The sequence below is a fragment of the Schaalia turicensis genome (assembly GCF_019380255.1).
Classification (GTDB): domain Bacteria; phylum Actinomycetota; class Actinomycetes; order Actinomycetales; family Actinomycetaceae; genus Pauljensenia; species Pauljensenia turicensis_A.
Map to the genome: position 1 here is coordinate 462334 of NZ_CP048928.1, position 15724 is coordinate 478057.

Genomic DNA, 15724 nt, shown 5'->3' on the forward strand with positions numbered 1-15724 from the left:
CGAACCCCAGGAGGGTTAGCGTTGAGGTATGACACTTCACCTTCCCCTTGTCCGGCTCACTCCTCGCGCCCTCGTTTCCGTGCGTGAGAATGTCAGCCCACGCGCGCTCCTTGAACGCGGCGTAAAGGCTTTGGGTGCAGGGGTGAGTGAAGAGGATCGCGCAGGGCTGTCGTCCGTCCGCGCAGTTGTAGTAAAGCCAAATGGTGCGATCGGCGTTATTCCAGTTCGCGATGCCTGTGCAGAGATTGAGTTGGCAACGATTTCCACCCCGGTCGCCCTCTCTCTGATCGACGAGGCCGCCCCCGCCTATTTCGTCGGTGCCACTGATGATGGGGCGGGGCAGATTGTGCTCTGCCTTGACAATGACGCTGAGCTTCCGGGGGTGCAGTGGGTTCACCTGCGATGGGGTGGGCATATGTTGGGTGCTTCGGATTCGGGGGTTGCGATGGTGGGTGTGTCTCTTGCTACTTGGCATGCCTCCTACCGTTTCTGCGCTCGTTGTGGGAAGTCTGTTCGCTCGATTCTGAGTGGCTGGGCGACGGAGTGTTCCGGGTGTGGGCACGTGGAATATCCGCGACAGGACCCGGCAGTCATCGTGCGCATCCACGATGATGAGGATCGTGTGTTGCTTGCGCACAATACGGCGTGGCGCACCACAATGTGTTCTCTGATCGCCGGCTTCGTCGAGGCTGGAGAATCGCCTGAACATGCAGTTATTCGCGAAGTTAAAGAAGAAGTTGGTCTGGATGTGGCCAGCGTTGAATATCAGGCGACGCAACCGTGGCCGTTCCCTCGTTCGCAGATGATTGGGTACACCGCGCGAGTAGCTGTTGGAACACCGGTTGTGCCGATTCCCGATGGGGAAGAGATCGAATGGGCGCGGTTCTTTAGCCGGAGTGAATTGCGCGATGCTCTTCACAGCGGTGAAGTGAGTGCACCGGGCCCAACATCCATTGCGTATGCCCTGCTTGTGGATTGGTACGGAAGCGACTTGCCTGAGAGCCCAAGCTCGCTTGACCCGCTTCGGCGCCCATGATGCACATTGGTTTCTCCATGGTCAGTGGGACAATCGTTCTATGAATTTGCCAGACCCGAATGCTCTTCTTGACGCGCTTGACCCGGATCAGCGCGCTGTTGCCCTGCAAGTGAAAGGGCCATTGGCTGTTCGTGCTGGCGCAGGGACGGGGAAAACACGTGCGATCACCTATCGCATTGCGTACGGTGTGGCAACGGGTGCGTTCACGCCACATTCGGTTCTTGCAGTGACGTTCACGCGTCGCGCTGCTTTTGAAATGGGGCAAAGACTTACCCAGCTTGGCGTTCCCGGAGTTCCTGCTCGAACCTTCCATTCGGCTGCACTCAGTCAGCTGAAATTCTTCTGGCCAACAGCAATTGGTGGTCAGATTCCAGAGCTCATCCCCAGTAAATCATCGCTTGTTTATCCCGTGATGTCCCGCCTTGGAATAGCGCAGGGAAATGTTGAATTCCGCGATGTTGTTGCCGAAATTGAATGGGCGAAAGTGTCGATGGTTAACGCAGAGCGCTATGGCGAAGTAGTGCGCGACGGACACCCTGTTCCAGATGGCTTAAGCGCTGATGAGATGGCAACGATACTTCGCCTGTATGAGGACGCTAAGCGCGAACGTGGTGCGATCGATTTTGAAGACGTCCTTATTTTGATGGCCGCCATCATGCAGGATCGTCCTGACGTTGCTAGGCAAGTGCGTAACCAGTACCAGAACTTCGTGGTTGATGAATTCCAGGATGTGTCACGCCTGCAACAGTCGTTGTTGGATCTATGGGTCGGTGATCGTCACGACGTGTGTGTCGTTGGCGATGTTGCCCAGACAATTTATTCATTTGCAGGTGCTCAATCATCATTTCTTGTTGATTTCCCAAAGAAATTCAAGGGCGCGCACGTCCTTGAACTGACCAGAGATTATCGGTCGACCCCTCAAATTGTTGATGTCGCTAACTCGGTCATGCTGGGGGCAGGAAAAACCAGTGGCACTGTCACGCTCAGCTCTCAACGACCTTCGGGTGCGCATGTTGAATTCGCAAGCTATTCGTCAGATAGGGAAGAAGCTGAAGCCATCGCGTCGAAGATTCAAGAACTCATACATCGTGGAACACCTGCCCACGATATCGCTGTCCTCCTTCGTATCAACGCTCAATCCGAACTCTACGAAGAAGTGTTTTCAGCGCGTCAGATCCCGATTGCTCTTCAAGATGAGACTCCATTCTTTGATAGAGAATCAGTTCGCCGTGCAGTCAGCCATCTGATCGCGGTGTCGAAGTCTGGCCAGGATTCCCCTGGCTCTCTGCGCGACCAAATAGAAGAACACTTGGAAGCCATCGGCTGGACGCCTCAAGCTCCCAATGGAGCAAATGCGCTTGAACGCTGGAATAACCTCAATACGCTGATCGCATTGGCTACTGATTCATCTGCTCCGGATCTTGCTGGGTTCATTGAAGAGCTCACGCACAAGCGCAAGGTAGCAGAAGAGCCGAATAAAGAGGGCGTGGAAGTCATGACTCTTCACTCGGCGAAGGGGCTGGAATGGTCAGCCGTTTTTATGCCGGGGCTCAGCGAAGGTCTGCTCCCTATTTCCTACGCTAAGACCCCCGAAGCAATCGAAGAAGAACGTCGCCTTCTCTACGTTGGTATCACTCGTGCGAGGGACATTCTTGAGCTCTCGTGGGCGCGAAGCCGGCGTGACGGGGATCGTTCGAAGCGTAAACGTAGTCGCCTGCTGAACAGCGTGTGGCCACAGAGCCCCTCGATAAAGACGAAGAAGCCCGCTCACGCTCACGCATCATCATCGAAGCAAGCGACACGTGAGTTCCAAGCAACAGCGTCGAAAGAGACCCTCGATCTTTTCGAAGCCCTCCGCTCGTGGCGAAGTGATGTTGCAAAGCTCGCTGGTAAGCCTCCCTATACGGTTTTTTCGGATGTCACGCTTCGTGAGCTTGCGACAAGGCGTCCGAAGAACCATCGTGAGCTTCTTGGGATTTCCGGCATCGGCGAGATCAAAGCAGATGCGTTCGGATCATCCGTTTTAGCGATCCTGGACGGCGAAACAGTTGAAGTGACTAAGGACGATCTTCTTTAATACGTTCTCTTCGTACTATCGATCGGAAGTACGCTCGCTTAGACTGTTCTCCTTACACCCGCAGTTCGCTTCAGGTACAGCTTGTCGTATCGAGAAGCCACCGTGAGCATCAATATGGTGAATGCTTGATGTCATCAGGTGATCATTCCCCATAAAAGTCTGGATAAACCTGGCAATCGACCAGGCTGCGCCATGGGTGGCAAGAGGGGTGGGAGCAACCAATGGTGTCCGCATCGCTGTCTTACGGTGATCAAGAAAATCAGGATCTCTAGCGTTTTCTTGGGAGAGTAAACACGCTCCACACGCACTGAGTCCTGGGATGACAAGAGGCCCGACGTCATAGCCGTCTTCCAGTTCAGTGACCAGAAGGTGGGGGATATCTTCTTTCACGAGCATCCAGGAGTCTTCGAACGCGGGAAACCGCTGAGAGGACACAATCGTTAAAGCCTCATTTTGACCATGAGTATGAGGTGCATAGCGGGGGAGTAAATCATAGCGATTTGATAGTGACCGTTTCAGTGGCAACCCTAGAAAGCCTTCACCAATCACCCTGGCAATCCGGTCATCAACCCGACGTGGTTGCAGGGGAATGACCTCAAGATAGAAGTCATTTTTCACCAGATCCAAAACTCGCGCGGATACGTCATCGAAGACGGTGAACGTCAACGCGAGGTGTTGGGGCAGAGTGACATCTTCTAAGAATCCAGCGTGTTGCAGGCGCATCCGAAGACGAATCGGCAAAGTGCTTGGCAAAGGATCATCTTGATCGGCATCCAAAGACACAGAATGATGACTGCACGCGATCAAGGCGTTGATCTGACGATCATGCAGGCCACGAAGGACCATGTGGTGACCGTGATCTGTTCCAACCTGGACCGAATGATCCCCAACCCTCAACACCGTGACACCGGGCTTCAACTTCATCGCACACCTCTTCGTGAGAACTCGATGGTGATGAGTATGCCAGCCTTCAACCCGGCTCAGCGTTTATCCACAGGCCGAGCGTGCTCGCGCGAAAAAGTTATCCACAAGCATCAGCACGGAGGTGACGAGGGGCTTCATCGTTAGGCCTGAGTATCCCCCGAAGAAGGATCAGAATCCTTGTCTTCAGAACCGTCAGCAGAATCATTGAACTGATCCTCGGCCTGATCGTCTGGAGCAAATCCTGCCCGCGCCAACGTTTCACTCTCGGGATCACTCTCCGGAGAAAGCCCTTCAGCCCACCCCATCGTGCCGTCCAACAGGGCATTGAGAGCAGCATCGATATCCGCGTCTTGTTCACGAGCCGCCTGGCGGATCGTCAAGAAGGTGTCGGGAGAATCAAGCTCTGCCTGCGTCGGCACCATGTCAGGATGTGACCAGAGGGTGTCGCGAGCTTCCCTCCCACCGTCGGCTGCGACAAGACCGAAGATCGATGCGGCGCCTCGTGCACGACGCGGACGCATCTGCAATCCGATCAACTGACCCAGCACCTGCTCGGCTGGGCCGCCGGTAGCGCGACGACGACGGATCATTTCGCGCAACTGATCGGCGTGAGGAAGATACGGGGCGGTCGCTTGAGCCGTCACAACTTCAACCCAGCCTTCGATCAGCGCAAGCATCGTTTCAAGACGCTCCAAACTACGCTTCTGCTCGGGCGAAATATTCATCGCAAACACGCCACCCGACAGGGCTTCCTCGATCGACTGCTGATCCGTCGGATCCAACGTGCGGGCAACGTCAGAAAGAGCTTCCATGTCGATCTCGATATGAGTCGCGTAGTTTTCGACGGCTCGCATCAGATCGCCCTCAAGCCACGGAACTGAAGCAAAAAGACGACGATGAGCGCACTCACGAACAGCAACGAACTGTAGAACCTCTTCGAAAGGAATATCCAGCCCGTCTGCGAAATCCTCAACGTTCGACACCACCAAACCAGTTGTCGGCTTCGTCAAGAGGGGAATACCCACGTCATTCGTGCCGAACGTTTCGCGCGCAAGCGCGGTCAGTGCCATTCCAAGCTGGGAAGAAAACATCATTGTCGCCAACTTCGGAGTCAGGCTCTTCATTTGGCTTGCCATAGAGGCAAAGCCCTCAGGAAGAAGCGAAGGATCACCTGAGATCCCGCCCATCTGGTTTTCAATCACAGACGTGAGCGCACGAGAAACATTCAGCGCAATTGGTTCGCAGATTCGTTTCCACTGCTCAAGGGTGACCTCGGTCCACTCAATGCGACTCCACGCCGCGCGCTCGACCTGTCCGGGGGCAAAATCGGTGACAGTATCAAGCCACAAGTCAGCAACGCTCAACGCTTGACGTGCGCGCCCCGCCTGGGCTGCACTCACAGCTGGATCGCCCGCAGAGTAGATCTGTTGCCGTGCAGAATCATTCACGATTCGCCAATCAACGGGACCCGTGGACGTATTCATAAAGAACTGCATCTGCTTCAATGCGGCGTTCAAAGCGGTTGGATTCTGAACCTCCGGAGGCAACATTGAAGGATCGAACCCTTGTGCGTTCAGCGCCCGCATTGCTTCTTCCGCTGCGTTGGCGCCGAGCATATTGCGCAGAAAGTCTTCGAATGGATTGTCCTGGGGGAACGTTTCGTCCTCGTTCATACTGCGAGCCTACCCGCGCCACCTGTAGAATCGCGCGATGAACCATGGGCGTGCGCTGAAAGAGGAATTGGAAAACACTGAAATAGGCATCCCAGCGTGCCCTCGGGGCAAACCATGGGCGACAATGATCCGGTGAGTATTGATGAACAGCAGGATCACAGCCTCCTAACCGGCGAGCTTGAAGACGCCACGGTGCGGTCAGAAAACACGGACGACACCCCCAGCCAGCGGGTAAAGAAATGGGTGCCGAGTCGTCCCACCATCGCCGCGATCGCCGGTGGCGTGATTCTAGGAGTCGCACTATTCGCTCTACCAATGCCGTATGTGCTGGAATCGCCGGGACCGACGTTCAACGTCGTTGGGTCATATCGAGGCACCGACCTGATCGCAATCTCCGGCACCGACCCTGATTCGGGACAGTCCGTCGCTGTTGAACCTTCGACGGAAAGTGAGGACGGTGTCGGACAGCTTCGGATGGTGACAGTGTCTCAACGAGGTGGGCCGAGCGCCCGTTTGAATCTTGCTGAGCTGATCATGGGCTACTTCGATTCGAAGTCCGTCCTTGTTCCCTACGACGAGGCATATCCCTCAGATGTCAGCCAAGAAGAGGTTGACCAAGCCCAATCAGCGATGATGTCGAATTCGCAGTCGACCGCGGAAGTTGCGGCTCTGGAATCGCTTGGCTGGGACGTGCCCGCATCAGTGCGTGTCGTCCAAGCGGTCAAAGGAACAAACGCAGAGGGTAGCGTTCAATCGGGCGACTTGCTTGTGTCACTCACTGATGCCCAAGGAGTCGTCCATCCGATTGATCGAGCCTCAACTGTTTTTGCGCTGGTCAAGACTATCCCCGCTGGCACAACACTGACATTGACCGTTGAACGCAACGGGGAACAGGTCGATATTCCGATCACGACGGTGGCCGCTCCCGAAGGACAGCAAGGCTCCCGCCTAGGCGTTTACCTGTCTGTTGAAGCCACGTTTCCGCTTGATATTCAGTTCAATCTGAAAGACGTGGGCGGTCCCAGCGCAGGCATGATGTTTGCGCTTGGAATTATCGACCGCATGACCCCTGGTGCCCTCGCAGGAACTGAGAGCATTGCCGGAACAGGGACTGTGTCCTACGACGGTGAAGTGGGTGCGATCGGTGGCATCGTGCAGAAGATGTGGGGAGCCAAGCGCGACGGGGCTTCGTGGTTCCTTGCCCCCTCTTCGAACTGCGATGAAGTTGTCGGAAACGTCCCCGAAGGCCTCAGTGTCGTCTCTGTCTCGACCCTGTCAGAAGCCAGAAGTGCCGTAGAAACAATCGCGGCCGGCCAGGGGGATACCCTGCCGACCTGCGAGTGATGTTCGGAAATGGCCGTCAGCCGACGTCCGGTTCGAGTGATGCGAGAAGAGCATCGACGAGGTTCGGAATAAGGTTTGTTCCCTGACCAACCTTGTCGTCGGAGTCGAATGCTTTCGTGCGCAGAGCACACCAGGATTCGCCGGTGCGAAGCGCGCCAACAGCAAGACGAACATCCGCGCGTGACGGGTGGTTCGAAATGAACTGGATGGCTTCTTCGGGATCTTCGGGAGCCTGATCTTCAACCTCCGGGGGTACGACAAGACGCTCAACCGTAATCGCAGCACCAGCAACCTGCTCTGGCCAGCCAAGATGTCCGAGCACCTCTTCGAGGTCGTCTTCCCGAAGATCTTCCTGAATCACGGCAGACAGGTGTTCTTCGCTCCCATCCCACCCCTTGCGGATCTGCTGAGCAATATCCTCGGGCAAGTCCGGCTGGGCAAGAAGCTGGGACGTGTGGACAAGCGCATAGAGCGAGGGGGCATGATCCCAACCGATTCGTGCAGCGCTACGTTCAATGTCGACAACAACATTCGCAAGTGCAATCTGACGCGCGCTCGGCATCTGAGGTTCTTCGATAGTCATGGAATGTATGTTCTCACGTCGAGCACGCAAAGGTGTCACCGAATTGTGAGTTCTGATGAATGCCAGTCAAGGCTAGCGTTCCAACAGGAGCCTCGTCGCGCACTCTCACGCGCACCGCGGGTAGGATGAGGGCACGATAATCAACGTAGAGGAGTGACGCTGTGAGCGCCTTTCCCATGCCCGAACCTCAGTCAATGAAGCCACAGAGGGGAGGGAACAATACTGACCGTCCGCGTTTCAACCCAATGACTCTGACGCTGCTGATTCTGGTTGGAATTGGCGCGATCATCTATGCGGCCTCAGTCGTATGGACCGAGATCCTCTGGTTCCGCCAGATGCATTCAGTGCGTATCGTGCTGACCCAATGGATTGCTCACGCCGGCCTCTTCGCCATTGGTTTCCTTGTCGTGACCGGCCTGATTCTCTGGTCGCTCAACTATGCGTATAAGCATCGCGAAGCCTCCACGCGAGGTCAAGCGTCCGCAACTCTTCGCGAATACCAGAAGGCACTGGACCCGGTTCGTCGTATCGCGTTCTGGGCGGTCGCGCTGTTCCTCGGTTTCACGAACGGTGCCAATCTCGCGAATGATTGGCAGACGGTTCTGCAATTCGTGAATCAGACGCCCTTCGGGAAGACGGATCCTCAGTTTGGTTTCGATATCGCCTTCTTCGTCTTCACAATGCCGATGCTGAACCTAGTCGTCGGATTCCTGCTGAAAATCTCGATCCTCTGCTTGATTGCAGCATTCGTTGTCTCCTACGTGTACGGCACCGTTCGCCTGCTTCCGCGTCCTCACGCGTCAAAGCCCGCTCGTCTACAGACGGGAGTCTTCGCTGCACTGGTTTCTTTCTTCATTGGAGCGAACTATTGGCTCGGCCGCTATGACCTGCTTACTCAAGACGGCGCCAATATTGATGGCGCCCTCTACTCCGACATTCACGCAACGCTTCCAGCTCATTCGATCCTGGCCGTTATCTCGTTCCTGATAGCTCTGCTTTTCCTTGTCGCAGCGTTCAGGGGCTCCTGGCGTCTGCCCACGATCGGTGTCGCCGTGACCGTGATTTCTGGCGTCATCATTGGTGGCGCGTACCCCGCGCTCATCCAGCAGTTCCGCGTCACCCCGAACGAACGAGCCCTGGAATCTGAATACATTCAGCACAACATTGATGCCACCCTCGCAGCATACGGCCTCGATGATCTGGAATACACCAACTACGACGCCGCAACCAGCGCTCAGCCCGGACAGTTGCGCGAAGACTCTGAATCAACGTCGCAGATTCGTCTGCTTGACCCGCAGGTGATCACGAAGACCGTCCAGCAACTGCAACAGTCGCGTCCCTACTACGGTTTCGATTCGGGAATGTCCGTGGACCGTTACACGGTCGGTGATGAGCGTCGAGACACGGTCATCGCAGTGCGCGAAATGAACCTCGCCGGTTTGTCTGCGGAACAACAGACCTGGGTGAATACGCACACCGTGTATACGCACGGCTACGGTGTTGTCGCCGCCTACGGTAATTCGCTGAACTCTGATGGCCTGCCCTCATACTGGGAGCAGTCGGTGCCCTCGGTCGGCGAAATGGGGGAGTATGAAGAACGCGTTTACTTCTCCCCGAACGCCCCCTATTACTCGATCGTCGGTGCTCCGGAGGGTAGCGATCCGCAAGAACTCGACTACCCGGATGACAACGTCCAAGGCGGTCAGGTTGCCACAACCTTCACTGGCGACGGTGGCCCAAGCGTCGGCAACGTTTGGAACAAGCTCCTCTACTCGATCAAGTTTGGTTCCACCGACATCTTCTTCTCGTCTCAGACCAACTCTGCTTCGCAGATCCTCTACAACCGTGATCCGTTGGACCGCGTCGCTAAGGTTGCCCCGTTCCTGACTTTGGAACAGGAAGCCTACCCGGCTGTCGTCGACATGGATGGGGATCCGTCAACCGAGAAGCGCCTGGTTTGGATCGTTGATGCCTACACGACAACAGACTCCTACCCCTACTCGCAACACCAGTCCCTGTCCAGCTCAACCGTTGACTCCCGATCCTCGCAGGTTGGCGAATATGTGCGCGCAGAGACGATTAACTACATGCGCAACTCAGTGAAGGCTGTCGTTGACGCATACGACGGGTCCGTTCACCTCTACCAGTGGGATCAGGAAGACCCGATCCTCTCGACGTGGATGAAGATCTACCCGGGTCGTGTTGAACCCCTGAGTGGAATCAGCGGTGACTTGATGAGTCACATGCGCTACCCGGAGGACATGTTTAAGGTCCAGCGTGAGCTTCTTACCAGCTACCACGTCACCAATGCATCCGACTTTTACGCCGGTGGTGACCGTTGGCGCCTCGCCGAAGAAACATCAACCGCAGTGTCCGCATCCTCGAACGCATCGCAGTCGGGCGGAGTTTCTTCCGGAGTGACGGCTCAGCCTGCCTATTACCTGACAATGCAGATGCCGACCCAGGAAACCGCGGAGTTCTCACTGACCTCCGTGTTTGTTCCCGGTGGTGAATCCAAACGTGAAGCAATGGCAGGCTTCCTCGCCGTCGACTCAGAGACAGGGAACGAGGCCGGAAAGATCCGCGATGGGTATGGAAAGCTCCGGTTGCTAGCCTTGCCGTCATCGACTACCGTGCCCGGCCCAGGCCAGGTGCAGAACGCATACGACTCGAATGAGACTATCGCGCGCCAGCTCAACTTGTTGAATCAAGCGGATTCGCAGGTTATTCGAGGCAATCTCTTGACTCTGCCCGTTGGTGGCGGTCTGCTTTACGTCCAGCCTGTCTACGTCCAGGGCACCGGCTCAGCGTCCTACCCGGTTCTGCGTTCAGTCCTGACTGCCTTCGGTAATCAGGTCGGTTTCGCGCCGACTCTAGAAGAATCCTTGGATCAGACCTTCGGCGGTGACTCGGCCGCGACAGTCGCGAACAACGCAGGTGGAGAAACCGCAGAAGGTGACGATACTTCAAACACCGTCACCCAAACTGCTCAACAGCGCTTGAATCAAGCACTGACCGACGCCTCAGCGGCCATGCAAGCCGGCCAAACAGCCTTGAGTAGCGGAGATTGGAGTGCGTACGGCGAATCCCAGAAGAAGCTCAATGACGCATTGGCGCGAGCCCTTGCCGCACAAGAAGAACTTGGACAGTCCACTGGCGTCACATCCGGCTCCACCGATACGCCACAATCCGGTTCGACCCTCGGCTCTCCGGGCGCTGACGCAACGCAGTCAAACGGCTGATCTTCCCCCGCGCACTCAGCCCTATCCTTGACGAAACCCGGGCGGTGAGCTTCTACGAGACGAAGCTCACCGCCCTCCGTTTGAAGCTCTGTCGCGAGCACGCTAGGGTAGTAACTACCGACGCGGGGTGGAGCAGTTCGGTAGCTCGCCGGGCTCATAACCCGGAGGTCGCAGGTTCAAATCCTGTCCCCGCTACCAAGTAAGGTCGGGACCTCAATCGAGGTTCCGACCTTTTTATATTCGGCCTTCAGTTTGTACATGGTTCCCTCTATCGTTAATCGTGGAATGGTCAGAGAGAAAACAACCGTGAACATCACCGCATACTTCACCCGCTCAACAGGCGGATGGAGCATTATTGTTCCATCGCCGACGGATACACAACCAAGGTCCAACGCCTCGCAGAAGCCGAACCCGCAGTCAGTGGCGCATGCGCTAACCACGGAATCGTCATCGATAATCTGACACTCATCTACGCTTACCCAAGCAACACAGCAAAGGACTGCGACGCCTTATGACTCAAACACTACAACCAGCGAAAGACCAACCAGCAGGACACTTCTCTCGCACACTCCTTGTCATCCTCACCGGGCTACTTGCCGGCTTCCTCGCCGGCCTCTTCGGCGTCGGCGGTGGACTCGTTATCGTTCCAGCACTCATGTCCGTCCTCGGGATGGATCAACGTCGTGCCTCAGCAACCTCATTGCTTGCCCTCATATTCACCGCGCTCACGGGCACAACCTCATACGCCCTCAGTAGCAACGTCTCCTGGAGCGCAGCAATCATCCTCATCGTCGGCGCACTTGTCGGTGCCCAAATCGGCGTCTGGCTCCTACGCAAACTACCAGACCGAATCCTCCCCTGGATCATCGTCGTCTTCGCACTCTTTGTGATTGTTTCTCAGCAAATCAACATCCCCGTACGCGATGCCGGACTCACCCTCGATATACCACGCGGAATAGGACTCATCTTCGTCGGCGTCCTCTCCGGAATCCTCGCCGGACTCGTCGGCATCGGTGGTGGATCAGTCCTTGTCCCTGGCATGGAACTTGTCGTCGGCCTCGGCGACCTCCTTGCCCGCGGAACCTCACTACTCGTCATGATCCCCACTGCCATCTCTGGAACCTGGACAAACGCAAAACACGGTATCGTCGACCTCAAAGCCGGTATCATCGTCGGCATCTCCGCAGCATTCAGTGCACCCGCAGGCACATTCGTCGCAGGCTGGATTTCACCCGAAACTGGCAACATTCTCTTCACGATCTTCCTGATCGTGGTCATGCTCAATACTCTGCGTAAAGCCGGAATCTTTAAACGACGCCAGAAATAGCTATCTTGTGCTCTCGGGAAGGCTCGGCTGTCCACAGCCTCGGCTCATTCTTTGTCGATTCTGATGCCCAACTGAACCATCTGAACCTCCCCGCGATTGCCTTTACGCATTGGTTGGGGGACGCGTTTGACTACTCGGTGACCAGCTCGATGCCCAGATTCTTGGACGCATCTTGAAAGCCACCAGCATTCATGACGTTCGTGAAGCCGGCTTCTTGCATCAGCTTCAGTGCCTGACCCGCACGGTTGCCGGAATGGCAGTGCAGAGTGTAGGTGCCGTTCTTATCAAGCTTCGTAATGTCATTGGCGAAAGCGTCGGAGTTGAAATCGATATTGGTCGCACCCTTGATGTGGCCGTCAGCGTATTCATCGGGAGTACGCACATCGATCACCATGCCGACCTCAGTTGCTTGAGAGGCGCTGGCCGAAGACTGCGAAGTCGTTGAAGCTCCATCTGATTCGCTGGTCAAAGCTGAAGAACAACCAGCGAGTAGTGCACCAGTAAGTCCGACGCTCAAAACGGAAGCGAAACGGCGAGTGAACAACATGGAGCCTCTTCGATCACAACTCATCTTATGGCTGCGATATCGCCTCCTTGTGAGAGGAGAAAGTCCTGTTCACCTCCGCGCAGAGAATGGCAAAGGGCCGGTGGGAATCAAATCCCACCGACCCCTTCGCTACCACGGTCGTGGCCTCGTCAATCAGAAACGAGAACTACACCCACTGGCTGAACGTCGCTGGTGTCGACGTCTGGCCGAGCAGGTCAGAGGCCGCCAATGCCAGGCTCACTCGCCGGCAGCGCTCGGGTGCGTCATGTCAACCGGAACAACCCAGGCATCGAACTCAGCGTCGGTGACAAAGCCGAGCTCCAAGGCAGACTCGCGTAGCGACAGGCCCTTGTGGTGAGCATTCTTCGCAATCTTCGACGCCTTGTCGTAGCCGATGTGGCGGTTGAGGGCGGTCACCTGCATGAGGTTGATGTCCAAGTTGTGCTGGATCTTCTCGTCATTCGGTTCGATGCCGTATGCGCAGTTCGTGTCGAAGGAAACGCACGCATCGCCGAGCAGGCGGATGGACTCCAGAACGTTCCATGCCATAACCGGCTTAAAAACGTTCAGCTGGAAGTTGCCCTGCGAGCCAGCGAAACCGACGGTTGCGTCATTGCCGAAGACCTGAACGGCGACCATGGTCATGGCCTCACACTGGGTCGGGTTGACCTTGCCGGGCATGATGGACGAACCGGGCTCGTTCTCGGGAATGATCAGTTCACCGATGCCGTTACGCGGGCCAGAAGCGTACCAGCGGACATCGTTGGCGATCTTCATCAGGGCATCAGCCAGGACGCGCAGGGCACCGGAGACCAGGACCAGTGCGTCGTGTGCGCCAAGGGCTGCGAACAGGTTGTCTGCCTGCTTGAACTCAATGCCGGTTTCCTCGGAAATCTTCGTGGCGCAGAGCTTGCCGAATGCCGGGTGGGCATTCAGGCCGGTGCCGACCGCAGTGCCACCGATGGCGAGCTCGCGTGCACGTGAATCTGCGTAGCGGATGCCGTCGAGGGCGAAATCAATCTGAGCAACCCAACCGGAAATGACCTGACCAAGGGTGATCGGGGTGGCGTCCTGCAGATGGGTGCGACCGACCATGACGATGTCTGTGAAGTCTTCAGCCTTCTTGGCCAGGGTATCGCGCAGCTGCATGACGCGCGGGTACATGGCCTGCAATTCGCAGACGACTGCGATGTGCATGGCGGTGGGGAAGGTGTCGTTCGAGGACTGACCACGGTTCACGTGGTCATTCGGGTGAACGGGGGTCTTGGTGCCCATCTCGCCACCGGCGAGTTCGATGGCGCGGTTGGAGATGACCTCGTTGGAGTTCATGTTCGACTGCGTACCAGAACCGGTCTGGAAAACAACCAGTGGGAAGTGATCGTCGAGCTTGCCTTCGATGACTTCGTCGCCGGCCTTGGCGATCAGGTCAGCGATCTCCTGGGGGAGTTCGCCGAGCTCAGCATTGGCCAGTGCAGCAGACTTCTTCAGGACACCCAGAGCATGGATCATGGGACGGCCCCACACGAAAGTGTTACGGCCGATGTCGAAGTTGTGCAGGGAACGCTCGGTCTGGGCGCCCCAGTAGCGGTCGGTGGCGACCTCGACGGTGCCCATTGAGTCAGATTCAGTGCGCGTTGTTGTCATGTGGGTTGTTCTCCTTTGAAGAAACGTACCGCTTCAGGTTAGGCGAACCTAATGGGTTTGTGCTACCCGAAGACGCGAGTGGAACCATGCAAAACTGACAGAAAGTGCGACGAGAGCCAGGGCTAGGACGAAAGGAACAATCGGGTGCCATCCGTAGAGTGCAGTTGCACTCACCGGAGCAAAAATCCAGGTGACGGCGCCGGTCGCGTTGATGATGCCAGCAACGCCCCCCTGTTCTTCGTCGCTGACTGCCAGCGAGGCACCCGCGCTAAAGCCTGGGCTTGCCAGACCGCTGGACGCGCCGAGCACGAAGGTGGCGACTGTGATGATCGGTCCGTGGGACGCAAACGTCAGTGTCGCTAGCGCGATAAAGCCCAAGGTCATGCCGGTGCGTAGCAGAATAACCGGCGGAAGAGACAGCCGTGGGACGACGAGGAGCTGCATGAGCATCGCGCCGGCAGCATTCGCCAGTAGCATCAATGCCGTCATGGAGACCGCGTGCGCTGGGTCAAGATGCAGGCGATCCTGAACAATGAAGCCCATCGTGATCTGAACGACGCCACTGGCAAAGAAAATACCGAAGATGCCGGTAATCCACGGCAGGATGCGCGAGTCATTCCACTTCACGCGAGGGGGAAGCACCACGGGTTCCGGGGTCTCCTCGTCCGGGTCCTTGGTGGCAGGCGCATCCTTTGGCACTGCAACAAGCGCGATGATCAGCGCGATCGCGATGAACCACGGCGTGGCGTGCACGGGCGCGTAAATCCACCACGTGCCAAGCGCCGACGAAATCAGGGAGCCGATCATGATCGATAGGTTGATTGCTCCAGAGAACGCTGACATACCACGCACACGCGACGCTTCGTCAGGAGTGTTCTCAGCAATGAGAGCTTGTCCGGTCGGCGGAATCGCTGCGACTGCGGAGCCGAAGAAGGGGCCTCGTGCCAGCAGAATGATCGAGGCAGTCAAAACCGTGCCGGCGATACCGGCTGCGCGCAGAGCGACGACGCCGGAGAACAACGTGCCCGCAATGAATGCGAGGAAGAGGGCGGTCAGCAGAACTCGCCTGCGTCCCCACGCGATCGAGCGACGACCCCAGAACTGGCTGAGCATCGCAACCGCAACTGCTGCCAGCGATACCGCGGCGCCGACGATCCATTCCGGAATACTCATCGCCCTCGCCAGAGGCGCGATCGACACGTTGATCATGTTCTGCGCCGTGTACGTAAACAGGGCGATCGCAAGTAGCGCGCGCAGTGTCGGGTGGGCAAGCACCGACGAGGCTCTGGGTTTTTTAGTTGACGAGGCTACCACCACGTTTTCAATC

13 protein-coding genes and 1 tRNA gene are annotated in these 15724 nt (G+C 56.8%); 8 read left to right on the plus strand and 6 right to left on the minus strand.

The window, feature by feature from the left end; genetic code table 11:
* Positions 1-28 precede the first annotated feature (28 nt).
* Both nudC and G5S47_RS01995 read left to right on the plus strand, forming a co-directional pair.
* The gene (gene nudC / locus G5S47_RS01990; RefSeq protein ID WP_219585704.1) at positions 29-1036 is read left to right on the plus strand and encodes an NAD(+) diphosphatase; all 1008 of its coding nucleotides are present in this window, start codon (positions 29-31) and stop codon (positions 1034-1036) included.
* 40 nt (positions 1037-1076) lie between these two features.
* Positions 1077-3113 carry an ATP-dependent DNA helicase UvrD2 gene (locus G5S47_RS01995; RefSeq protein WP_219585705.1) on the plus strand — a complete coding sequence of 679 codons (2037 nt, stop codon included), beginning with the start codon at positions 1077-1079 and terminating at the stop codon, positions 3111-3113.
* Positions 3114-3128: 15 nt separating this feature from the next.
* Here G5S47_RS01995 and G5S47_RS02000 read toward each other — a convergent pair whose 3' ends face one another.
* Entirely contained in the window at positions 3129-3890 is a 762-nt protein-coding gene (locus G5S47_RS02000) for a hypothetical protein (RefSeq protein ID WP_179370265.1), read from the minus strand.
* A gap of 9 nt (positions 3891-3899) precedes the next feature.
* Here G5S47_RS02000 and G5S47_RS02005 point away from each other — a divergent pair, with 9 nt between their 5' ends.
* Positions 3900-4181, plus strand: coding sequence for a hypothetical protein (locus G5S47_RS02005; RefSeq protein ID WP_219585706.1), 282 nt, complete (start codon positions 3900-3902; stop codon positions 4179-4181).
* Here the strand turns inward: G5S47_RS02005 and G5S47_RS02010 are convergent.
* Positions 4178-5710, minus strand: coding sequence for a zinc-dependent metalloprotease (locus G5S47_RS02010; RefSeq protein WP_219585707.1), 1533 nt, complete (start codon positions 5708-5710; stop codon positions 4178-4180). The two genes, G5S47_RS02005 and G5S47_RS02010, sit on opposite strands and share 4 nt — an antisense overlap.
* 132 nt (positions 5711-5842) lie before the next feature.
* Between G5S47_RS02010 and G5S47_RS02015 the strand changes: the two genes are divergently transcribed.
* Positions 5843-7054: a YlbL family protein gene (locus G5S47_RS02015; protein ID WP_257878484.1), complete on the plus strand. Its 1212-nt coding sequence runs from the start codon at positions 5843-5845 to the stop codon at positions 7052-7054.
* Positions 7055-7070: 16 nt separating this feature from the next.
* Here G5S47_RS02015 and G5S47_RS02020 read toward each other — a convergent pair whose 3' ends face one another.
* Complete coding sequence (locus G5S47_RS02020; RefSeq protein ID WP_219585709.1) at positions 7071-7637, minus strand: PPA1309 family protein; 567 nt, start codon at positions 7635-7637, stop codon at positions 7071-7073.
* Positions 7638-7831: 194 nt separating this feature from the next.
* Here G5S47_RS02020 and G5S47_RS02025 point away from each other — a divergent pair, with 194 nt between their 5' ends.
* From G5S47_RS02025 to G5S47_RS02040, 4 genes are all read left to right on the plus strand, one after another.
* Positions 7832-10879, plus strand: coding sequence for a UPF0182 family membrane protein (locus tag G5S47_RS02025; protein WP_219585856.1), 3048 nt, complete (start codon positions 7832-7834; stop codon positions 10877-10879).
* A 121-nt stretch (positions 10880-11000) separates the two neighbouring features.
* A tRNA-Met gene (locus G5S47_RS02030) sits at positions 11001-11077 on the plus strand.
* Between the two features lie 146 nt (positions 11078-11223).
* Positions 11224-11394, plus strand: a complete 171-nt coding sequence (locus tag G5S47_RS02035) for a hypothetical protein (protein WP_219585710.1) — start codon at positions 11224-11226, stop codon at positions 11392-11394.
* Entirely contained in the window at positions 11391-12206 is an 816-nt protein-coding gene (locus tag G5S47_RS02040) for a sulfite exporter TauE/SafE family protein (RefSeq protein WP_006681826.1), read from the plus strand. Before G5S47_RS02035 ends, G5S47_RS02040 begins: the two co-directional genes overlap by 4 nt.
* 130 nt (positions 12207-12336) lie before the next feature.
* On the opposite strand, the gene G5S47_RS02045 is transcribed toward G5S47_RS02040, so the two are convergent.
* The 3 genes from G5S47_RS02045 to G5S47_RS02055 all read right to left on the minus strand — a co-directional run bounded on the left by G5S47_RS02045 (position 12337) and on the right by G5S47_RS02055 (position 15672).
* Positions 12337-12753 carry a rhodanese-like domain-containing protein gene (locus G5S47_RS02045; RefSeq protein ID WP_050998834.1) on the minus strand — a complete coding sequence of 139 codons (417 nt, stop codon included), beginning with the start codon at positions 12751-12753 and terminating at the stop codon, positions 12337-12339.
* Positions 12754-12990: 237 nt separating this feature from the next.
* Positions 12991-14397, minus strand: a complete 1407-nt coding sequence (gene fumC / locus G5S47_RS02050) for a class II fumarate hydratase (protein ID WP_006681824.1) — start codon at positions 14395-14397, stop codon at positions 12991-12993.
* 48 nt (positions 14398-14445) lie between these two features.
* Entirely contained in the window at positions 14446-15672 is a 1227-nt protein-coding gene (locus tag G5S47_RS02055; protein WP_257878506.1) for an MFS transporter, read from the minus strand.
* Positions 15673-15724: the final 52 nt, after the last annotated feature.